Annotated in this window: 23 protein-coding genes; 1 reads left to right on the top strand and 22 read right to left on the bottom strand. The window is 62.4% G+C overall.

Annotated elements, in window-relative coordinates; translation table 11 throughout:
- Nucleotide 1 precedes the first annotated feature (1 nt).
- The 14 genes from ACOSV0_RS19015 to ACOSV0_RS19080 all read right to left on the bottom strand — a co-directional run bounded on the left by ACOSV0_RS19015 (nt 2) and on the right by ACOSV0_RS19080 (nt 10,922).
- Entirely contained in the window at nt 2-1,972 is a 1,971-nt protein-coding gene (locus ACOSV0_RS19015) for a lytic transglycosylase domain-containing protein (RefSeq protein ID WP_434107627.1), read from the bottom strand.
- 146 nt (nt 1,973-2,118) lie between these two features.
- Nucleotides 2,119-2,373, bottom strand: a complete 255-nt coding sequence (locus ACOSV0_RS19020; RefSeq protein WP_434107628.1) for a phage tail assembly protein — start codon at nt 2,371-2,373, stop codon at nt 2,119-2,121.
- Nucleotides 2,374-2,383: 10 nt separating this feature from the next.
- On the bottom strand, nt 2,384-2,758 hold the full coding sequence (locus tag ACOSV0_RS19025; protein WP_434107629.1) for a phage tail tube protein: 375 nt from the start codon (nt 2,756-2,758) through the stop codon (nt 2,384-2,386).
- Between the two features lie 12 nt (nt 2,759-2,770).
- Nucleotides 2,771-4,252: a phage tail sheath subtilisin-like domain-containing protein gene (locus tag ACOSV0_RS19030; RefSeq protein ID WP_434107630.1), complete on the bottom strand. Its 1,482-nt coding sequence runs from the start codon at nt 4,250-4,252 to the stop codon at nt 2,771-2,773.
- Nucleotides 4,249-4,476 (bottom strand): DUF2635 domain-containing protein, encoded by a 228-nt coding sequence (locus ACOSV0_RS19035; RefSeq protein WP_434107632.1) that lies wholly within the window; start codon nt 4,474-4,476, stop codon nt 4,249-4,251. The genes ACOSV0_RS19030 and ACOSV0_RS19035 overlap by 4 nt, the downstream gene beginning before the upstream one ends.
- Nucleotides 4,477-4,501: 25 nt before the next feature.
- On the bottom strand, nt 4,502-5,143 hold the full coding sequence (locus tag ACOSV0_RS19040; RefSeq protein ID WP_434107633.1) for a hypothetical protein: 642 nt from the start codon (nt 5,141-5,143) through the stop codon (nt 4,502-4,504).
- Nucleotides 5,144-5,188: 45 nt separating this feature from the next.
- Nucleotides 5,189-5,539: a head-tail joining protein gene (locus ACOSV0_RS19045; RefSeq protein ID WP_434107634.1), complete on the bottom strand. Its 351-nt coding sequence runs from the start codon at nt 5,537-5,539 to the stop codon at nt 5,189-5,191.
- A gap of 24 nt (nt 5,540-5,563) precedes the next feature.
- Nucleotides 5,564-5,833, bottom strand: a complete 270-nt coding sequence (locus tag ACOSV0_RS19050) for a DUF7210 family protein (protein ID WP_434107635.1) — start codon at nt 5,831-5,833, stop codon at nt 5,564-5,566.
- Nucleotides 5,834-5,836: 3 nt separating this feature from the next.
- Entirely contained in the window at nt 5,837-6,874 is a 1,038-nt protein-coding gene (locus ACOSV0_RS19055; RefSeq protein ID WP_434107637.1) for a major capsid protein, read from the bottom strand.
- Between the two features lie 177 nt (nt 6,875-7,051).
- On the bottom strand, nt 7,052-7,447 hold the full coding sequence (locus tag ACOSV0_RS19060; protein ID WP_434107638.1) for a head decoration protein: 396 nt from the start codon (nt 7,445-7,447) through the stop codon (nt 7,052-7,054).
- Nucleotides 7,448-7,502: 55 nt separating this feature from the next.
- Entirely contained in the window at nt 7,503-8,156 is a 654-nt protein-coding gene (locus tag ACOSV0_RS19065; RefSeq protein WP_434107639.1) for a hypothetical protein, read from the bottom strand.
- A gap of 10 nt (nt 8,157-8,166) precedes the next feature.
- Nucleotides 8,167-9,060: a S49 family peptidase gene (locus tag ACOSV0_RS19070; RefSeq protein WP_434107640.1), complete on the bottom strand. Its 894-nt coding sequence runs from the start codon at nt 9,058-9,060 to the stop codon at nt 8,167-8,169.
- The gene (locus ACOSV0_RS19075) at nt 9,057-9,218 is read right to left on the bottom strand and encodes a hypothetical protein (protein WP_434107642.1); all 162 of its coding nucleotides are present in this window, start codon (nt 9,216-9,218) and stop codon (nt 9,057-9,059) included. The genes ACOSV0_RS19070 and ACOSV0_RS19075 overlap by 4 nt, the downstream gene beginning before the upstream one ends.
- Nucleotides 9,219-9,287: 69 nt before the next feature.
- Nucleotides 9,288-10,922, bottom strand: a complete 1,635-nt coding sequence (locus ACOSV0_RS19080) for a phage portal protein (protein WP_434107643.1) — start codon at nt 10,920-10,922, stop codon at nt 9,288-9,290.
- Between the two features lie 80 nt (nt 10,923-11,002).
- On the opposite strand from ACOSV0_RS19080, the gene ACOSV0_RS19085 reads away from it, so the two are divergent.
- Nucleotides 11,003-11,272, top strand: a complete 270-nt coding sequence (locus tag ACOSV0_RS19085; RefSeq protein ID WP_434107645.1) for a hypothetical protein — start codon at nt 11,003-11,005, stop codon at nt 11,270-11,272.
- Between the two features lie 168 nt (nt 11,273-11,440).
- On the opposite strand, the gene gpW is transcribed toward ACOSV0_RS19085, so the two are convergent.
- The 8 genes from gpW to ACOSV0_RS19125 form a co-directional block, all read right to left on the bottom strand.
- Nucleotides 11,441-11,734, bottom strand: a complete 294-nt coding sequence (gene gpW, locus ACOSV0_RS19090; RefSeq protein ID WP_434107646.1) for a gpW family head-tail joining protein — start codon at nt 11,732-11,734, stop codon at nt 11,441-11,443.
- Nucleotides 11,735-11,736: 2 nt separating this feature from the next.
- A complete protein-coding gene (locus tag ACOSV0_RS19095) occupies nt 11,737-13,734 on the bottom strand; it encodes a phage terminase large subunit family protein (protein ID WP_434107647.1) in 1,998 nt (665 codons plus the stop codon).
- Between the two features lie 28 nt (nt 13,735-13,762).
- Nucleotides 13,763-14,335 carry a hypothetical protein gene (locus ACOSV0_RS19100; RefSeq protein WP_434107648.1) on the bottom strand — a complete coding sequence of 191 codons (573 nt, stop codon included), beginning with the start codon at nt 14,333-14,335 and terminating at the stop codon, nt 13,763-13,765.
- A 183-nt stretch (nt 14,336-14,518) separates the two neighbouring features.
- A complete protein-coding gene (locus ACOSV0_RS19105) occupies nt 14,519-15,094 on the bottom strand; it encodes a phage tail protein (RefSeq protein WP_434107650.1) in 576 nt (191 codons plus the stop codon).
- A gap of 23 nt (nt 15,095-15,117) precedes the next feature.
- Nucleotides 15,118-15,735, bottom strand: coding sequence for a hypothetical protein (locus ACOSV0_RS19110; protein WP_434107652.1), 618 nt, complete (start codon nt 15,733-15,735; stop codon nt 15,118-15,120).
- Between the two features lie 224 nt (nt 15,736-15,959).
- Nucleotides 15,960-16,247: a PAAR domain-containing protein gene (locus tag ACOSV0_RS19115; RefSeq protein WP_434107653.1), complete on the bottom strand. Its 288-nt coding sequence runs from the start codon at nt 16,245-16,247 to the stop codon at nt 15,960-15,962.
- A gap of 11 nt (nt 16,248-16,258) precedes the next feature.
- Nucleotides 16,259-17,305 (bottom strand): T6SS immunity protein Tli4 family protein, encoded by a 1,047-nt coding sequence (locus ACOSV0_RS19120; protein WP_434107654.1) that lies wholly within the window; start codon nt 17,303-17,305, stop codon nt 16,259-16,261.
- A complete protein-coding gene (locus ACOSV0_RS19125; protein ID WP_434107655.1) occupies nt 17,299-19,239 on the bottom strand; it encodes an esterase/lipase family protein in 1,941 nt (646 codons plus the stop codon). Before ACOSV0_RS19125 ends, ACOSV0_RS19120 begins: the two co-directional genes overlap by 7 nt.
- Between the last annotated feature and the right edge of the window lie 11 nt (nt 19,240-19,250).

The raw sequence follows: 19,250 nt of genomic DNA on the forward strand, positions 1-19,250 counted from the left end.
ATCATCCCGCCATCGGATACGCGACGTGCAGCCCGTTCGGCGTTTCAGTGTGCACGCTGGTTCGCCCGTCGCGCTCGACGTGAACCCGTGTCGTGACGTTGACAACGGGCGGCGCAATCATCGCCTGCGGCGGTGGCGATGTGTTCAGCGGCGGCATGGCTGCGCCCGAGTTCATGCCACCATCCGGTCCCAGCAGCGCCATCACCTTTGGCGCGTAGGCGAGCGTTTCGGCAGGCGCGTTCGCGATGCCCTTGCGGTCCAGATTGCCTTCGCCCCAGTTGTACGCCGAGAGTGCCGATGACAGGTTGCCGTGATAGTGCGACATGAGTCCGGCAAGCTTTTTTGCGGCGGCGTTCGCAGACTGCGCCGGATCGAGTGCGTTTATCCCGTATTCGGTAGCGGTCTTCGGCATGAACTGAAAGAGGCCCGCAGCACCTGCCGGTGAGACAGCCGACGCGTTGCCGTGTGATTCCGTTTGCGCGACGGCCGAAAGCAGACCGGACGGCAGGCCGTACTGTTTTTCGAGGCCCCCGAAATTGAGCTTCTGCGCCCATTGCGTCACCGTCGCATTTTTTGTGGCGTCGGCGGGCTGGAAATTCGCCCCCGTCCACTGACCGCCCGAGGCGGCTTCGGCCGCCCGGATGCGTTTGAGCTGTTCGCCCTCGCCCGTGTTCAGGTTCGGGCTATACCCCATCAGTCCCGCACCCACGGCGAGCGGACTCGTCAGCAGGCCGCCCAGCGCGCCACCGGCACGGGCAAGCAGGCCGCCGCCAGCACCGGCCATCACCTCGGCGGCGGTGCCTGCCGCCCTGCCTGCCGCGCCCCATGCGCGGATCAGACCGGCGAGTCGGATGCCGAGCATGACGACGCTCGCAATCGTTGCTGCAATCGACGCGACAAAGCCGCCGCCCATGTAGAGCGCGAGCGCGGTGGCTACCGTCTTCCAGCCGCCAAGATGCTCAACGAGGTTTGCCACCGAGCCCGCGAAATCGAGGATTTCGCTGACCGCGCGAGTGAGACTATCGGCGAATTTATCCCAATCGACTTTAGACAACGCATCCGCGATACGCTGCACGATCGCCGCCACGTGCTGGCCGATCATTTCGCGATTCTTCGCGATCCATTCGGTCAGCCGGTCTATCAGCGGCTGCAGAACCGGCGTGAGCCTGTCCGCTATCGAAGTCTTCAGTCCGTCCGTCGCTGCGCCCATGCGCGAAAGCGAGCGCGCGAAGCCCTGCGCGCGCGTCGCCATGTCAGGCGTGAAGTCGCCGCGCAGGCGCCGTGCTTCGGCTTCATACTGCTGCATCGCCGCGCGCCCCTGGACGAGAACGGGCAATAGCTGCTCAACGCCGAGCGAGCGTGCAAGATTGCGGGCGGCGGCCGGATCTCGCTTCTGGATGCGCTGCATCCGGTCAGCGAGGTCAACCAAGGCCGAGTGCGTATCGATCGCGCCGTTCTTCGTCGTCTTCAGCGTGATGCCGAGCGCCTGCAAGGTGGCGAATGCGCCCTGGTTGCGGCCCCAGCGTGCATCCTGCAAGGTGTCCTGCAATGACTGGAATCCCGCCGTCATCGAGTCGGCGGATACGCCCATGAGATTCGCCGCGCTGCGCATCTGCGTGAGTTCATTGGCGGTGATACCGATCAGGCGTGAGGTGCGCTCAGTCTCCGCGCCGATGCGCTCCCAGTGCGTCACCATGTCAGACAGGCCCGCGAGCGTGCCGCCGCCCACGATCGCGAGCAGCGGCGCGGCGATCTTCGTCACGCTGCGCGCGGCCCGGTCCGCGTGTTTCGCCACGTCCCCCAGGTTCTTCGACAGCTTCGTCAGGCCCGACGCATCGGCCAGCGCTTTTGTGCTTTTCGCCAGGGCCCTGAAGGGGGCGGTCATCCTGCCGATTGACCGGTTGACGCGCTCGATCGTCGCCGTGGCTTTATCAACGGCTGAAATCGTGTATTCGAAGGTCTTGCCGGCCATGCTTCACCCGCCCTGCGCGCGTCCGATGCGCTGCGCGTGCGCATACCACCCGGCGAGTTCTGTCCAGGTGAGCGCGCCCGCGTCGCGCGGCCCCCAGTGATAGAACCAGGTCACGTCCGCTATCACGTCGCGGACATTGCGCGGGATTACTCGAAAAAAGCGCTAATGAATTTATTGCAGTGCGTGAAGTCGCGCGCGCCCATCCTGCCGATCGAGGCGATTTCAATTCCTGTCATCGTGGCAAGCAGGTTCTTCATGGCGCGCACGTTGCCGAAGCGCTGCGCGTCATCGGAGAGCTTCGCGAGTTCATCGAGTGTCGGCTCGCGCAATCCGATTTCCGTCACGCCACCGATCGGCGTGAGAAGCGTATAGGTTTCTTCGCTACAGGTTTCTTCGTCCATGGCGCGCCCCTTACTGCTCAGTGACCGAACCGCTAAAGCCTTCAAATTTCACTTCGAACGTGGCGTCCGGCGTCTTCACTTCCTGCGCGGTGGTCGTCCACATGTTGCGGCCGATAACGGTCTTTCCGTTTGCGAGTTCGCACGTGACGGTGACGTTCGTCATGCTGTTGAAGTCGGCAACCGTCAGCGTTCCCGCGTCGCGAAAACTTCCCGAGATGAACGGTGCGCGCGGCTTTTCGCTGTAGCCGTGTACGCGGTCCTGGCCGATCAGGCTTTCGCGCTCCACGTCGCCCGGCGAATACGTGAGTTCGCCCGCGAGCATGTAGCTCTGTCCATCGACCGAGATATAGGCAATCCCGGCTAGCCGGTTTGAGGTGTCGGGCATTTCACACCCCCGTCAGGCAGCGAGCCGGAATTGCGCGAGCAGCGCAAATATCCGCAACTGGTTGATCAGAATGCCCGGCCAGAGCGCGTCAACGCGGTTCGGACTGCCCGCGTGGCGCTCCACAATCAGGCCCTTCGCGAACACGTCCGAGTCCTGCACGAGGCCGTTTTCCTCGTCGGTCTGGTAGGTCGCGATCAGGTCGGCGCGGATGATGTTGGGCGTCACGACGTTCGACCCCGCGGCAAACCGCGTACCGTTGTCGGCCAGCTTCACGCGCGCATACCGGCTGGTGACCACCGCGCGCAGATGGCGTAATACCGTCGAAAGCGTGTACAGGGTTTCGACTTCGAGATAGGAGTCGTCGGGTTGGCCGAAGGCGTTTTTCTGGTACGTCGAAATCAGGTTTTCAATGGCGACGGTGCCGTCATCGGCCACCGTGAATGTTGAAATGCCGTCATACAGAAGCGCGTTGCGATCAGAGAGCGCAAAGCGCGATTGAACCGGCGGCGCGAGTACGCCAATGAGCGGCAGTGTCTGCAGTGGCGTGGCAGGATCGGCGCGCAGGCTGACTGCCGACGCGCCCGCGAGACTCGCGGCCCAGATCCACGCGGGCGTGGGGCTATCTTTAAAGCCCATGATTGACGCGTGCTGGTCGTTGCGCGCGGTGCCGGTCGCGACAAGCTCTCCGTACGTGCCGCGTGCGGCGGTGAACGTATGGCCGTACAGCATCTGTTGCCAGGACCACCGGCCATTGATGTCACCCAGAAAGGTCTTCAGCGCATCAAGCGAGGCCGGGTCGGTATAGGGGCAGACGATGAAATCGAAGGCCATATCGCCGAGCGCATCGAGCGCGGTAGACAGATCGGGGGCAGTCGCGCCACCCGCCATCGCCGTCAGGGTGTATGTCAAACCCTGCGGCGTGACTTCGCCGCCCGGCGTGCCCAGGTAGTTGACGCGCAGATCGATCTCGTTACCGCATGGCCCGGCATTGACGGCCGTGAAACTGACCGTTCCGGCAGTCGCGCCCACCCCCGCAGGGATACCCGGCGTTTTCCGGATCGTCGCGACAAGCGCGGCGGCGATGTCGCTGGCGCTCTGCGTCGGCTGCACGGGCTGGGCGATGCGTACGCCCGCAATGTACAGATAGAACGTGCCTGCGACAGTTGGCGGCTTGTTGATCGTGAGGCTACCTTTTGCGGCCGTCGCGCCGCTCGCGTCGGCAAGCGGCAGATACCAGAGTTCGCCGAAGCCATCGCTGGCGCGGTACGCCGCGAGCATGAGCGCGAGCATTGAACCAGGTCCGCCCGCCCTGATCGCATCGTCGGTGCCCTGGCTGATGGCGGGAACATTGGGCGGCGCGGTGCCGTCTTTCGTGATCTGCGCAAGAATCAGCGCGCGTTGTGTGGTCTGCGCGGTGTTCGCCTGCGAGTTATCGACTTCGGCGTAGAACAGGGGAACCCGGATATTGGCGGGGATCTGATGAAACGGAATCATGGCGTCTCCCCTTTGTCGCTGGTGCGCTTCGATTGCGGCGCGCCCGCTTGCTTAGCGGGCTCAGGCGCACCCGGCGGCGTGTCATCGGGGGTCACGTCTCCGTCACGGAGGCGACGCCGCCAGAAAGGCGAATCCGGCACCGTGCGCGCACCGGTGATGAGGTCGTGCAGATCGGGATCGCGCACGACGCGGCCCGCAACCGGGCGGATGCGTAGCGTTTTCATGGGAGTCATTCGGGGCGATGGCGGGTTACTGCGTGCCGTGCGGGTCCTGGGGCGTGATGTCGAGCGTTCCCTCGTCGCGGCCATCGGGGCCGCGTGTGCGCGGTGCGGGTATCACGGCGTCGGGAAATGGCGGATTCGCATAGGTGCCCGAACGGTCGGCGGGCGTCACGGTGTCGGCGTGAATGCGGATGGCTTCGAGCGGCACGGCGACGGGTTGCAGTGCGGGCGGCGTATCGGTGAACGGATCAAACGCAATGAAGTATTCGAGTTCGAACGCCATGCGCATGTCGGCGATATGCACGCGCCCGGTTGCGTTGAGCTCCATCGTGCTTTCGATGGTCGATACGCGTTGAATGCGCCTGAGCAGATCGCGGCAGGTCAGTAACGCGCATTCGATCTGGTCGCATAGCGCCTCGCACGTATCGCGAGCGGCGGCCACGCTGGTTTCCTGCACGCGTGCGGTCACGTCGAGCGTTGCCGTTGCGGTGAATGCGGGCGGTTCCTGTCCGAGCGCTTCCTTCCGGTCGCCCAGGCAGTCAACGAGAATGCACGGATAACAGGCGGTTGTCGGCCAGTCGCGTGGCGTGTACACCCGATCGGCGGCGAGGGTCTGCGCGCGCCGTAGCACGTCCGCTGCGATGTCGCGCAGCAACGAGCGGTAAAGCATGGCGGGCGGTACACGGCGGCTATAACGAACGGCGGTAACGAGCGGCTACAGCGCGGTGGCGTCGATCCAGTTGAGCATGAGCTTCGCCGCACCGTGTCCGTCGAGCCTCACTTCCTGCACTTCGTACACGTTGCCTGTGCGATCCACGGTGAGCGCGTCGCCCTGCTGCGGCAGCGAGTCGCCAAATTCGGCAAGCCGCACGCCACACACGGGGCGTTCGGTCGTGTACGCGAGCACGCCGCCCTGCGGGATCAGTTCGCGATACGCTTCGTCAAAAATCCCGCTAATGGCGAGCGATCCGCCGCCCGCGTGCGTGTACGTGACACTTTCGGCAAACTGGTCGAACAGGGGTGCGAGGATGTGGCCGTCGAAGTCATCGGGAACGGCCAGCGGCATCGGGGCAATACCGGGACAGAATCGCTAGCGCTTCTGCTTCACGCTGGGCCCGGTTTTCGTTTCGAAGGTTGGCCCCTGCGTGAGGGCATTTTCTTCGTCTGCGGCCTGGGTGTCGGCCTGTGTGTCATCGTGCGGGTTCGCGATGAATCCGCGCTCGCGCAGTCGCGCCGCATCGGCGGCGGGCAGCGTGACACGCTGGCCCGCTGAATACGTCTTTCCATCGTGGCGCACGGAATGCCCGCGCGCGATGGTCACGATCTCGGTTGTCGTGGGCGTTGTCTCTGGCGTATTCATGGCTCAGTCCTCTACCGGGGCGCACACCGTTGCGCACAGTGCCGCATTGACGCGCGAGGGAATCACAATGGGCGCGCTCTGCATCATGAGGAAACGCTGCGGCGGATCGTCGGCAATCCACATTTTCGGCGCATAGGGCAACGCCTGGTAGTTGAAACGCGGGTCCATGATCATGCCGAATGCGCGCGTGCCCATGAGGTCGGGACCGGCCATGATGACCACGCCATCGGGCAGCATCGGCTGTTCCACGTCCCTGTCGTCAACGTACCAGTCGTTATAGACCCAGAGCGAATATTGCCCCCAGCGGCCCTTGTACACCGCGCCCGTGGTGATCTGCGCGCCGGGGTCGATCGCGTTGCCAAAGTCGGAAAGCTTCGGAAAGTAGACGGCAGCCTTGACGCGTTCGTCGGCAATGAAACATTCCCAGGGGGTCGTGGTAAAGATAAGGTCCGTTACCTGCGCGCCGCTCTTTTTAAGGATCAGGCGTTGCCAGTGTTCGATATCGCGCGTGGGTGCGCCACCGCTTTGCCCCCACTGCGATGAACCGGACAGTGCAACAGTCAGCAACGGATCGCGGCCGAAATCGACAAGCGCGGAGGGGAAGCCGTCACCCTCGATCAGTACGGTCGCCTTCATCAGCGCCTGCGCGGCCATCCATTCGAGGCGACGGTCGAGCAGGTCAATCTGGTCGGTCATTTCCGCCGCGATGTTGGCCGCCGCGCGTTCCTCGCCGTTCAGTGCGCCGCCGATGCGCTCGCCGATCATCCGGCGAACCGGCTTGCGCAGATCGGGCACGCGCTTGTCCTTGATATACGCGGGCCGGAATGTGTTGGTCTGGTAGCGGCGCTGTTCAACGAGTCGCCCTTCGAGCAGCGGCGAGACAAACGGCGACATACGCCGTTTGCCCACGTCAACGTCGATACTCACTTCTTCCGTATCGCTGGTGACGATGTTCGGAAAATAGCGGTCGAGCAGGAATTTTTGCGGGCGCTTGAGATTCGGCACAACGAGAATCAGCGCATTCGTATCGTAGATATTCATTGGCTGGGCTCCTGGCGGCGCGCGCAAAAAAAAGCCCGCACCGGTCGGAACCGGGCGGGCTGACGGGGGCCGCAGATGGGCCGCGACTGGCGGCGTACCTTCGGGAGGAATCGGGAGAAGCGCGCTACGTTAGAAAAGGGATGGAGGGCGACACAAAGGGCTTACTTCGGAACGGGCTTACTTCGGATCGGTGGCCGATACAGCGGGCCTGACGAAAATGGCGAATGCGCGGAGCGCCGTTGTTGCGGCCGCGAGCGTAAGCGACGCATCGAGAACCAGCGCGCGCCCGTTGAATTCGCCCGTGAGATACACACCGCCCGTAACGGACCCGGCCGTGCTGTCCACGTCATCGGCAAGGATCGCGTTAGCCGTTGCGCCGCTGGACGTCGCGGCAGCATAGGTGCCGTCTGCCTGTTGCGCCAGCACGGTTCCGCGCCTGAGATGGAGCCCGGCCGGAAATTTTGCCTGGCCTTCGGTAACGAGCTTGAAGTCGCCCGCAATGAGCTGATCCGGTACATAGGACTCGCTCACCATGCCTGGCATGAACGGGTTGTCGCTAGTGGTCGTCGTCATTTCGTGGCACTCCCTTTACGTCCAGTTACGTCCCATCGCGTCCCATTACGTCCCTTCAGGCTTCGCCGCGCGCGCGACGGGCGGCGGCGAGAATCATCGAGGCGGCGGCCTGCGGCCCGTCGCGCTCGCCGGCCGTGCCGCCGTCAGTACCGAGCGCAGGCAGACTCACGCCTGCCATGCGGGCGCGCAATGTATCGCCACGCGAAAGGCGCGCGCCGTCGCCCGATGCAATCGCGGTTAGCAGCCTGACGGCATCGGAACCGCGCATGTCCGTTTCGAAGGCGAGATGCGCCGCGACATCGGGGCGGGCACCGGCCGCGCTGCACCGGAAAATCTGTGCGCAACGCGCGCGCTCTGCGAGCCGTGCATGCTTCGCCTTGCGCGCGTCGTCCTTTTTATCGTCGTCGCCGTCGTCATTGTCATCGTCGGCTGCGCGCGCTTCGTCGTCGCCGTCATCTTCGTCTTCGGCCCGCGCTTCGTCGTCATCTTCAGCGCGTGCCTTCTTCCCGCGCTTCGATCTGCGGCCCTTGCGGCTGTCCTTATCGTTGTCGTTGTTGTCGTCCTTGCCGTCTTCGTCGTTATCTTCGGCGCGGGCGTCATCGTCCTTCTGGTCTTCGTCTTCGTCGTCTTCAGCACGGGCGGCGGCGAACGGTCGCGCAAGCGGCCCCAGCAGATGCGCGAAGCGCGTGGCAGTGAAATTCAGGCCCATGATGGTCCCCTTACTGTGCGAGAGATTCAAGCAGTGACGCGAACGCTTCGTCGGGTGCCTGCACGGCATCCGCGAGACCCATGGCGACACCCTGCGCGCCCGCGAACGTGGCGGCCTGCATCGCGCGCACCACATCGACGGACAGCCCGCGATTGCGCGCGACCGTTGCGGCGAACAGTTCGCCCGTCGCGTCGATATCCGCCTGGGCGCGCTCGCGCGCTTCGGGCGAGAGCGGCAACTCCGGATAGCCGTCGAGCTTGCGCTCGCCCCACGTGATGAACGTCACCGCGAGGCCAGCGCTGTCGAGCGCGCGCGACCAGTCAACGTGCATCCATACGACACCGATCGAGCCCGTGCCGCCCGTGCGTGGCACCGTGATCCGGTCGGCCGCGCTCGCGATCGCGTAGGCCGCGCTATAGGCGTTCTCGCTCAGGATGGCCCACACGGGTTTGGTGCCGCGCGTGGCCTGGATGGTGTCGGCAAGATCAAACGCGCCCGAAACTTCCCCGCCTGACGAGTCGATATCAAGCACGATCGCGCGCACCGCGCTATCGGCGAGCGCAGTCAGAAAGTTCTGGCGGATGCCGTCATAGCCCGTCATGCCCGATTCAGGCTGCAATGTGCCGAGCCGGTGAACCAGCGTGCCGTAGACAGGTATTACGGCCACGCCCGCAAGCACGTCATAGCCCACGGGTGCAGCGTGCCGCGACATACCCCCATCTGACGCGAGAAGCATCGGGGCACCCGGCGCGTGTACGTCGCCGTCGAGCCCACGCACGCTCACAATGCCCAGGCGCTGCGCAAGCACGGCGAGCAGGATTTCCGCCTTGGCGGGGTGGATCGCGAGCGGCGTATTGAAGAGCCGTTGCGCGAGGAATGCGAAGCGCGGGGGCGTCGCGTTCACCGTATCGCCTCAAGAAGTTTCGCCACAGCGAGAAGTACGGGAGCGGCGGCGAGCAGAAACGCAATGAACCAGAGTGACCAGTAGCGCGAAGCGCGCAGTTCTTCGGCCATCATCTTTAACTCCCGCAGGAACGGCGTATACTTTCCGACATGTTTCATCGTCTGCCTGGACCCAGATGGTGGAAACAGAAAGCCCCGGACTGTCGTGAGCAGCCGGGGCTTTCGCCTTTATTGCGGCTGGGGGCGTGGCGGCGTGCGCGCTGCAATCTCCGCCTGCGCCAGTCCCGCCCATTGCGGCAGCGGCAGGTCGCGATCCCTGAACGCCTGCACTTCGCGGGCGCGCTGGTCGAGCATGTCCTCCCAGTCTTCGCCCGTGTTTTCCGCGCACTCCATTTCGAGCGTGGACAGGCCCGCATCCATGCCAAGCACCGCGCCCTGTTTTTCCGCGACCGGATCAATCCAGCCCCGGCCGGGGCCGATCCACGTACAGCGCGAATACGCGCCGCGTGCCTCGATGAACGCGGGTGCGTGATCGGGCAACGGCAGATCGTCCACGTCGAGCGCTTCTTCCACGAACGCGGCGCGCACCGGATACGCGAAACCGTTCGCAAAGTCGGTGCGGCGACGGTTCAGCGTCTTCCACGCTTCGAGCAGACCGGCGCGCGCGCTGGAGTAATTCACGTCCGACCAGTCCTGCGAAAGCTGCTGGGCGCTCACGCCGAGACACGCGGCGACGTTGCGCAGCGCCGCGCCTTCGAAGTCCCGAAAATTCGAGGTCGGCCGCACCGCGCTAACGGTATTGATTTTTTCGCCGGTAAAGAGCGCGGGAATGCGCACGCCGCCGAGCAGGAGCCGCCGCTGGTCGTGAAAGTCGGCGCGCAGCTTCTGGTAGCCCTTCAGTTCCACGCAGTCGCCCAGCGCGTCTTCCACGAATGACGGATCGAAGGGCGACTCGATATAGGCCGAAAAGATCGCGTTGACAATGGCGCTTTCCAGTTCGGTCGCGTCGTACCTGATGAGCATTTTCAGCCGGTCAAGCACGGGCGTAAAAATGCCGGCGCCGCCGCGATGCTGGTCCGCGCGGTCGTGCTCGAAGTCGTGGACGATCACGGGGCGGCCCCAGGAGGTCTCACGCTGCACGCGTTGCCACTCCATCACCTTGGGCCCCTCAAACCATGAGGACTGGTGCGCCTCGCGAATCCAGTAGGACACGGCCGCGCCGCGCGCGTCGATTTCCACGCCGCCGCGCATGGTCTGCTGGTCGAACATCATGTAGGGATTCGAGAGTCGGTCAGGGTCGATCAGTTGCACGGCGGTGGCATACTGCGCGCGGCCGGGTTCCACACGATCGGGCAGCCAGTGCAGCATGGCGAGCGCGTCACCGTCCACGAGCTTGTGGCGGAACGCAAGGCGGAAGATCTGCGGGATGGTCAGATTGCGCTGCACGTCGCAATAGCGCGCGACGTCATTGGCCCACGCCCGCCAGCGCGCGTCGAGCGCACGGCCGAATTCATCGGCCCATTCGCTATCAAAAGCCTTGTTACCACTCAGGTACGCAAGCGCGCGGAAATCCGGTTTCGACACGGGGCGGAAATTTGCGCCAATCGCGTTATCGAGAATCCGTGTAACGCCGCCCGATGCCCACCCGTCATTGCGGACCAGATCGCGCACGCGCGATACGATGCGGTCGCGGTACGGGTTGAGCTCGATGTCCGGCGAGCCGAGCCAGGGTGTCCAGAGCGCCAGATCAGGGCTGGTCGCGTCGGCCGCGTCATAGGGCACGCTACCCGCGAGCATGGACACGACACGCGAGCGCGGCGGGAACGGCCGCCCGTCCGGATCGAGGATTTCAACGCCTGGCATGGCCGTCACAGATCGCGCTGCCAGTCGTGCGAGAATGCGGTTGTCCCCGGCAGGTCAACCCGTCAACGACTGAGGCTCTTATGAATCAGGGCAAGGAATTCGTGCAGGTTTTCGAGCTGGTCATCGCTCACTTTCAGGCGATGGATACCGCCTATATCCACCTCGTGAAGCACCTTGCTGCGCGAAAGCTGCTGGATGAGAACGAATTTGCGAAGTCCCTTGAAAGCGCAGCAACGCTTATCCCCGCTGGCGTTTCGAACGCGCCTGAAATTGCGAAGGTTTTATGTCTCGTTGCCCGGGGGATTTCCACCGGGGACGCGTCCCCTGCGGATGCGACGCCGACACCATAGCGCGCCGCATCTCCGCCTGCATGGCGTTGTACCAGTGGGCAGGCAGTACCGTTGGTGCGACCGGTAAGGACCGGGCGCGCGTCGCGGCAGGCGACCCTGTTATCCACAACAGGATATTCCGGAACAATGATTTCACTTGCGCTTCCTTCGGGTAAAAACCGGTGTCATCTAGCGATAGATCAGCCGGATCGGTGCGCGCCCCCTGCAGACAATCCCCAGCTGTTGCTGCAATTGCCGGATCAGGGCCGCGAGGGTCGCGGGGTTCGCTGCGGTATAAGTGACGCTGCGCGTGCCGTCGCCCTGCGTGTAGCTGAATGACACGCCCTGGCCGCCCGCCAGGAGCTTCACATAGGCCGCCTGCGCCGCCGCGAGCGCGGCCTGCAGTTGCGCGGCAGTCATGCCCGCAAAGATGGATTGCGACGGGTCGTAGCAGTCGCAACTGCGGACATAGGGCGTATCCATGGTCAGGCAAGCTGCGAAAGCAGCGCGCGCGATCCGCGAGACTCGCCAGACTCAGCGGCGATGTCCGTATCCGCATCACCATAGGGCGCGGCGGCGCGCTGCGTGAAGACGTTCAGGCGCAAACCGAAATGCTGAAGTGCGGCCAGGGCGGCAAATGCATAAACGCGACAATCAAGCGCCTCATTGGCACGGCCGGGCGGCAGTTCCCACACGTAAAAGCGGTGCCCCGCGACTTCGCGAACAGCGATGCGCTCAGCAACCAGTTGTGCGTAATAGTTGCGGTCGCGGTCGGCTGGAAAGTGCATGTAACCCGGTCCCGGCGCATCGAGCGCGAGCCGCGCGCGTATCGAATCCTTGGCGGCATTGACGCCGAGTATCACGGGCCGGTAGGTCGCTTTTGTGCGGCGCGTCGGCTTTTTATTGGGCCATACGGGCGAACGTTGCCCCGCGCGCGCTGCTTCGCCCTTGATTGCGTACACGCGGCGGCCAACGCGTTCCTTGCAGAACTGATAGACCGCCTGCGTATGGTGTCCGCCCGAATCAATGCACGCGGCCATGATGGAGAACGGACGGCCGTCTTCGCGGCGGTATGTCCGCAACAAGGCCGCGTCCACTTCGCGCCAGAGGTCAACCGAATTCGGATCGCCTTCGATAATCTCGTAAGCAATGCTCCACGATTCCTCGTCAATGCCCCAGCCGACAATTTCCAGTTCAACGCGGTCGTCCTGAATGTCAATTCCCGCAGTCAGAACGCCGACGCCTGCGGGAATTTCGCCCGCCCAGTGTTCCGCTCGCGCGGCCAGTACTTCAACCTTGACTTCCTTGCCTGCACGAAGGCGGTACGGTGCGCCAAGTTGTGTGTTCCACCAGACCTGTTTTAAAACTTCGTCGCGATACGAGGCCAGCCATTTCGCCGCAATTTCGGCGGGCCGGTCTTTTGCCCACGGGCTGTAGAGCTTTGAAGCCGTAAAGCCTGCATGCCGGTTATCGACGGGCCACGCGCCGCACTTCGGGCATTTCAGGCGATAGACGGCGTGCAGTTCACCGCTCCACCAGTCCCATATACCATTTACGGCGATATCCGGGGCGGCGTCAGTTTCGAGCGCGTGCCATGCCCGCGCGTAATCTTCGAGCGGTTCATGATGCACGCCGCAACAGTCAAAAGCCCTGGTTTGATGCCAGCGTATTGTCTGCAATGCGCGCAGCCGTTGCGCTTCGCTCCATTGTGCGCCGCATGCTTCGCAAAAAATTCTGGCGGTTCGTGGTAGGTGTCGGGTTTCGTCTGCGGCATCACGCGACCATCGAACGTCTTTAAAAAATTCCAGAAACGTTCGGTGTCCGCAATGCGGGCACACAACGGATGCGCGGCGCTGGTCTGATTCCTCGAAAGACGCGGCAATGCGGCTTTGCCCTTCGATGGTTGGCGAACAGGCGCGGATGCTTAACGAGTTCGCATAGGTCGCGAGTCTTTCTTCCGCCAGTGAAATAGGGTCGCCTTCGCGGGTTACGATATATTTATCGCATTCATCGAACAGCACGATTTTTACCGGCCGCCGTGCGAGGTTATCAGGTGAGCCCGCACCCGCAATTGCCAGAAATCCGCCTTCAAAAGGTTTAAAGGAGATTTTCTCGTCAGCGCTGCGCATTTTTCTCGTGCCAATCAGGTCACGCAAAACCGGCGTTACGCGAATCATCGGGCTAACACGTTCCCTGCTGAATTCTTCTGCGCTTTCGCCTTTGGGTTGCAGAATCAGAATCGGGCACGGGTTTAAATGCGCGTGATACCCAATAACATTTAAAAGCAGTTCCGTTTTAAGTAGCTGCGTGGCAACCATAACTGTTATGGTATGCACGCCCAATTCCGTTATTGCAGCCATCGGCCCGCGTGCGATTTCTACGGTTGCTGTATTCCATTTGCCCGCCGTGCTACCGGCTTCGCGCGCGAGGTAGCGGTAGCGATCGGCCCACTGTGCAACCGAAATGCTCGGCGGCGGTGTCAATGCGCGACGGGTGACCCGTCGAAGCGCTTCAACCTTCCCCGCGTTCGAAGGTGTACTGGGGTTCGCCAAGGCCTGCCAGCTGCGTCTGCACGTGCGCCGCGAGCACCGAGCCCAGCCGGTCCACGTCTTCGTAATCGAGGTCGGCGGCGATCAGTGGTGCGACGCGCGCGGGCCAGTTAAGCCACGCATCGCGCACGCCCCGGAACAGGTCGAATACGGTCTGCTCGGCCGCAGCAAGGTCGATCACGGCACCGGCCTTGATCGAGTATTCGAGCTGGCGCAGCAAGGCCAGATAGTTTTCCTTGATGCGCAGGGCGTCGGAGTAGGACGCGCCCTTTAGCACGCGCTCAGTGACGGCGGCGGCCTGCTGTTCGAACAGGCGCAGCGCTTCATCGACACTCGCGGCAGTTTCCTCACCGGTCGCGTTGTCCTGGGACAATTGCGGCGTGTCTTTGCTCTGCGTGCGTCGGTTCGCGCGTCGCCATGTTTTGGCAAGCTGCGAAGCGTCGAGCCTGTCGTCTTTCCCGCGTGTGAGCGTGCCCCGTTCGATTGCGCGGCGTACCTGCTTCACGTCGCAACCGGCCCGACGCGCGAATTCCATTGCGCTAATCCGCTCGCCCATTCAAGTGTCCCAGGACAATTTTTTTCGACCGCAGCTAGGCGAATATCGCGGGTCTTCGCGTCCGCATGCCCGTTTTCTGCGCGGAAGTACCTTTCGTACCTTTTTATGCGCGGGGCCGGGTTGAGCCTTCCCACGCGCTGCGGGAGGGGCCAGCGGGCCGCGTCACCGGCGCGCGAGCCACGCGAGTTCGTGCGCCAGAATCGCCGGATACTTTCCGGCAATGAGATTCGTGAGTGCCTTCTGTACCGCGTCGTTCAGCAGCGCATCCGGTATCGACGGGCCGTACAGTTCGCGGATCGGCAAACCGGACATGTACACGCGCCCGTCTTTGGTCACTTTCCTGTGTCCCCTGCCGGTGCGCTCGAATACGCCTTTATGTCCGTTCGGCATCGTGGCGATAAACGCATGACGTAGCGTCCTGCGGCCGTTCTTCACGCGCACCGTTACGCCTTTCTTCGTCTGCGTCGCACCGTAGTTGATGAGCGCGACGGGTCGCCCGGTTGCCCTGAGCGTCACCGCAAGCCGTGAGGGCGTAGCGCGTTCGATCGAAAAGGAGCGTCTGATGGCGCTCGCCTTCAGGTTGTAGCCGGATGCGCGCACCATGCGGGCGCCACCCGTGCGCGCCTGCGCAGCGGTCCGGTTGAGCGCGCGCACGATCGCGCGGATGTCGTCTTTCGGGTTCGGGCTCGCGCCTGCGGTGATTTCCCGCGTGGTTGCGCGTACTGAAAGCCCGGCCATGGTGCAATCGAGGGCGGCCGCACTCAGGCGGCCTGGACGCGGGTTTCGTCGGCGACGATGCCCGCTTCGCGTAACAGCAGATCGACGCGCGCGAACGCGGTATCGAACCGGCCCGGTACATGCCGGTTGCCGATCAGGTCCGCCTCGATGATGCCGGCGTGAGCGGCGACCGTATGGCGGTCAACGCCGCAGCGCTGCGCGAGGCTCACCGTTGTCTCTTTCGTGCGCGTCAGGGCGTTGGCCACGATCGCCGCGCGCAACCGGTCATTGGGACCGTGCCCGGCGAGTAGCGGCGCAACGTGCGCGAGCGTAACGCGCATGGCACCGGCCCATTCGGGATTGGGATAACTGCCCGAACAGCAGCGCGAGCCGCACGAACATTTGAGCGCATGCGGCGCATAGGCCAGTACAAGCAGCGCGCGCGGCAGCGGCGCGAGCCGTTCGAGCTGGCGACGGATGCGCGCGGCCTGCACGGTCGCATCCGTACCGGTCAGCGTGGAAGCGGACGGCACGCCCTGATGCAACACGGCCAGCGAAGACAGGCCGCCGCGTTCGACGGCATGGCGTAACGCGTCGCGCAGGGCGGCGGCGGGACTGGAATAGAGGCAGCGCACGGGAACGGAACAACCGGGGCCGGACATGAAAAAACCCGCTCGCGCGGGTTCTGGTTCGGGACAGATTTCGACCATCCCGATAGAGGCCCATATTAGCCAGAATCTGGCGAAAGTCAATTTTTGATAAATCGGTCCGGTACGGATTGACCCAAGCCGCCGATTCTAACGATGGGCTGGCAGCCGGATCGGATGATGCGATGGGTGCTGACGGGTCAGCAGGCAATCCCGACCTGCCCGCCACCACGTCCGGTTCATATCTCGATATACGACACCGACTGTGACGCCACGAGTGTCGGTGCTGGCGAACATTGACATTCACACAGATCATCACTCAGCGCGACCTCCCGGCCATCCGGTCCCGTGCCGGAAATCCGGGGACCTGCACACACAATCCTGCCAGTTGTCCCGCACGCAGGACACCACACCGGATCGTGCTCGTAGGCCTGTCCGCGCTCACCGATCGGATCGGCACCGTCGCCGCCTTTCACGATGCCGCCCGCAGTTGTCGTGTCACCCTCTACAATGTCGTAGCGTCGCATGTCACCTCCCTTTACACCGCGCCCGGCCGCAGCCGCAAACTGTTCAGAAACGTATCCCAAGCCTGCAACGCCCCTGCCTCATCGACTGGAGCGGTTCGCTCTTCAGCCGGCATATCACGGCCACTGACGTCCCCAAGGATCATCTGAATCGACGTATGCGGCTTTGCGAGAGTGCTCGGGTCACCCGGCGCAAGTAGAGAGAAGCGGTACTCGGTGACGCCCCCGTCTTTAACTTCAAACAGCACCTCTTCGGCGTCCATGCCCGCGATCTTGCGATGACCCTGGCGCAGAATACGGTAGGGCGCATCGATTGCATCCAGTTTCGCTCGCAAATCAGGCAGGGTCTTAAGAAGGGAAGCCGCAGGATTGCGATCTTGGCTCACTGAATCACGCATCTGGATCAACAGCAGTGCAGGGCGATGTTCTGGCATCAGCGCAAATGACTGGCTTACTTCCTCGGTATAGGTTGACGAACCCGTCACGATCCCGCCGTCGAAGCAGAATCCCGACTCGGTTGGTACCGACCCGTTGTCTCTTGCCTTGATACGGCGAATTGTGTCGTTATAAATCTCCTCGACTTGATCAATCGCCTCCGAGCCAACTCCGCCAACCAAATGGAAAAGCGTATTCCCATCGAATACATAACTTTCCTCCTTAAACGGAAGTTTTACGTACTTCGCAACCCCACTTTGAAAAACAAGAACTCTCGAATTTTTCGTCGGGGAAAACGCCCTCTCAAGCCATGCGTGATCAACCTCCACTCCGGTCGAAGGGTTTGTGCGCTTCTTTGTGCGCAACGTATTCTCCAAGGCCCCAGTCTTATTGTGAAAATCGGAAATTGAAGCGCCGTACTGCGTCTCCAGCTTCTCTCCTCGAAACTCGTACCGCTGGTTCGAGATTTCGCTCGTGGCAGGACGGTCAAACACGAAGCGGCCGATGCACCACGGACGCAGTTTGGACAGCAAAGGATTGGTCATGGTCGGTTCCCCGGAGAAAGCAGTCGAGCAGGCATCGAGGCCTGCCACAAGCAGCAGAGCTTTGGCAATACGTTTCAGCATTTGGGGTCCGGTGCGTCCTGCGCGATGTTTACGATACTGTAAAGCAATGCCCAGCGCGTCCACGGATGCTCATAGCTGAACTGGTGCTGGTACCCGCCCTGTTCAAACACCATCTGCACGCCCTGCGCAGGGCCGCCATCCGCGCCCGGTTTGAGCCCCCGCGCCTGCGCACGCGCCGACCACACGGGTACCGTGCCGTCGCCGGGAATGATGCCATTCCGGCTTCCTTCCAGTGTCCTGAAAATTCCGTTCGGGTCACCCGGCAGGGAAGCCGATTTCTGAACCTCAAAATCCACAGTCAGCTTGCGCGATTCCAGATACACCCGCAACTCCCCCTTGTGCGAGTCATACAGCGGTCTGGCCTCAAGCAGTTCTTCTTCCGTTACCCCGGCTGGCAGATTTCCGGTCCACACGACTGTGCCCCATGTTAGTAATTTCTCAAGTTCCTCGCCTTTCTCTATTCGCGGCTTGCCCCCGTTCTTGTCCGATGCACCGCCTTGTGCCCTCTGAGCAAGCGAACCGTCAGCATAGGCCGCATAGGTTTTCGCGTGATATTTATTCTTTAATTGCCGTTGCTTATCCACCGTATCCTGAAGCGTATCTATGAAGTTCTGGGTCACGGTTTTCTTGACCTTATCTCTATCAAGCCGACTCTTCACGATACCGGCAGGATCAAGCATTGATGTATCTGGCACCAAACCATACCACTTCGGATTCGCATAGAGGTCATTAAACGTGTCACCATCCTTTGGCAACTTAACAACAGGCTCTCCGTTGATGCGCGCAAAGATCCACCACGGCTTACCGTCGTTGTAATCCGGCATCGGCAACAGTTCGAGTGGCCCGGGCGCGTTCGCCGTCACCGCGACGAACTCGTTTTCATCGCGGCCCATCAGTGCGCCATTTTTATAGCCGTCCCCGATCAGGAACGTGGTAGGGCCCTCGCTCCCGGCCCCTGCGCGGAATCGCTTCGCGGCCAGCGGCGCGCCGGTCGCAGGTTGTACGCCATGAAACACCCCGTGGATCAGATCCTCCGCGCCGTGCATCGCGATGGCCATGCGAGCCACCAGGCCGCCCATCGAGTGCGTGACGACGATGGCCTTGCCACTATGATTCTCGGCGATGATCTCCCTGATTCCCATCAGGTGAGTTTTTTTCCTGGATTTCGGATTGAAATAATCGGTACTTTCTATCACCTGCCTGGCCGAATCAGCGTTTGATTGAAGCCAGTTGTATCCAATCGCATATACCCGATAACGAAATTTGAGAAAATGATTGAACTCCGCTGAATCCGGAGCAATCGGCGCCCCCTTGCCAAAGCCGCCATATTGTTTCGGATCGGTCCCGAGGACCGGGTGACGCGCCCACGTCTCACCGGTTGGATCAGGATTGATCCACGGCCCCTGTAGCTTTCCGAAAAACTTTGGTGAGTTAAGCGTCTGCTCAAGCCATAAAAGGAACGGGTGGTAGCTCCATCGATGTACGGACCCCCAGCCCCTTCGCCGCGCTTCATCTTCACTGATTGTCTTTCCGTCACCGGCATTGATGGGGCCGAGTGTAGTGACTTTCGCTTCCAGCGGATTGAATTTCGTCTGACGCTCGGCCGCATTCTTGTGGTAGGCACCATATAACCAGGCTCCCGCTGCAGCCTTTGAATCACCGGGAGCCGCATTCGGCGGGAAAAACATCTCATCCCCGGTTTTCTCGTTGACCAATAGCGTACCCATTACGCCGGGAATAAAAATCACCGGAATGATCGGCCGCACGTCGCACAAAAGTTCCTTTCTTCGTGTGTCGCTGGCTGGCGTCAGGGTGAAACTTCCGAAAGACGAACCGTCTGGTGCAGTGCGCCCCATGACCTGCACCACGTCCTGATCGAAGTCGTTATTGAACGGCGAAACTACGTTTGGATTACCTGTCGGATTAGTGCCCATAGCATTCGCAA

It is taken from the genome of Paraburkholderia caffeinilytica (genome assembly GCF_051027425.1).
In the GTDB taxonomy this organism is placed as follows: domain Bacteria; phylum Pseudomonadota; class Gammaproteobacteria; order Burkholderiales; family Burkholderiaceae; genus Paraburkholderia; species Paraburkholderia caffeinilytica_A.

Bases quoted from the DNA above. Each gene is read 5' to 3' on its own strand.
- ACOSV0_RS19025 (WP_434107629.1), bottom strand. From the start codon at position 2,758: ATGCCCGACACCTCAAACCGGCTAGCCGGGATTGCCTATATCTCGGTC.
- ACOSV0_RS19055 (WP_434107637.1), bottom strand. From the start codon at position 6,874: ATGAATATCTACGATACGAATGCGCTGATTCTCGTTGTGCCGAATCTC.
- ACOSV0_RS19075 (WP_434107642.1), bottom strand. From the start codon at position 9,218: ATGAAACATGTCGGAAAGTATACGCCGTTCCTGCGGGAGTTAAAGATG.
- ACOSV0_RS19065 (WP_434107639.1), bottom strand. From the start codon at position 8,156: ATGGGCCTGAATTTCACTGCCACGCGCTTCGCGCATCTGCTGGGGCCG.
- gpW (WP_434107646.1), bottom strand. From the start codon at position 11,734: ATGGATACGCCCTATGTCCGCAGTTGCGACTGCTACGACCCGTCGCAA.
- ACOSV0_RS19035 (WP_434107632.1), bottom strand. From the start codon at position 4,476: ATGAAAACGCTACGCATCCGCCCGGTTGCGGGCCGCGTCGTGCGCGAT.
- ACOSV0_RS19080 (WP_434107643.1), bottom strand. From the start codon at position 10,922: ATGCCAGGCGTTGAAATCCTCGATCCGGACGGGCGGCCGTTCCCGCCG.
- ACOSV0_RS19105 (WP_434107650.1), bottom strand. From the start codon at position 15,094: ATGGCCGGGCTTTCAGTACGCGCAACCACGCGGGAAATCACCGCAGGC.
- ACOSV0_RS19125 (WP_434107655.1), bottom strand. From the start codon at position 19,239: ATGGGCACTAATCCGACAGGTAATCCAAACGTAGTTTCGCCGTTCAAT.
- ACOSV0_RS19115 (WP_434107653.1), bottom strand. From the start codon at position 16,247: ATGCGACGCTACGACATTGTAGAGGGTGACACGACAACTGCGGGCGGC.
- ACOSV0_RS19020 (WP_434107628.1), bottom strand. From the start codon at position 2,373: ATGGACGAAGAAACCTGTAGCGAAGAAACCTATACGCTTCTCACGCCG.
- ACOSV0_RS19040 (WP_434107633.1), bottom strand. From the start codon at position 5,143: ATGCTTTACCGCTCGTTGCTGCGCGACATCGCAGCGGACGTGCTACGG.
- ACOSV0_RS19045 (WP_434107634.1), bottom strand. From the start codon at position 5,539: ATGCCGCTGGCCGTTCCCGATGACTTCGACGGCCACATCCTCGCACCC.
- ACOSV0_RS19050 (WP_434107635.1), bottom strand. From the start codon at position 5,833: ATGAATACGCCAGAGACAACGCCCACGACAACCGAGATCGTGACCATC.
- ACOSV0_RS19110 (WP_434107652.1), bottom strand. From the start codon at position 15,735: ATGTCCGGCCCCGGTTGTTCCGTTCCCGTGCGCTGCCTCTATTCCAGT.
- ACOSV0_RS19060 (WP_434107638.1), bottom strand. From the start codon at position 7,447: ATGACGACGACCACTAGCGACAACCCGTTCATGCCAGGCATGGTGAGC.
- ACOSV0_RS19085 (WP_434107645.1), top strand. From the start codon at position 11,003: ATGAATCAGGGCAAGGAATTCGTGCAGGTTTTCGAGCTGGTCATCGCT.
- ACOSV0_RS19100 (WP_434107648.1), bottom strand. From the start codon at position 14,335: ATGGAATTCGCGCGTCGGGCCGGTTGCGACGTGAAGCAGGTACGCCGC.
- ACOSV0_RS19030 (WP_434107630.1), bottom strand. From the start codon at position 4,252: ATGATTCCGTTTCATCAGATCCCCGCCAATATCCGGGTTCCCCTGTTC.
- ACOSV0_RS19120 (WP_434107654.1), bottom strand. From the start codon at position 17,305: ATGCTGAAACGTATTGCCAAAGCTCTGCTGCTTGTGGCAGGCCTCGAT.
- ACOSV0_RS19015 (WP_434107627.1), bottom strand. From the start codon at position 1,972: ATGGCCGGCAAGACCTTCGAATACACGATTTCAGCCGTTGATAAAGCC.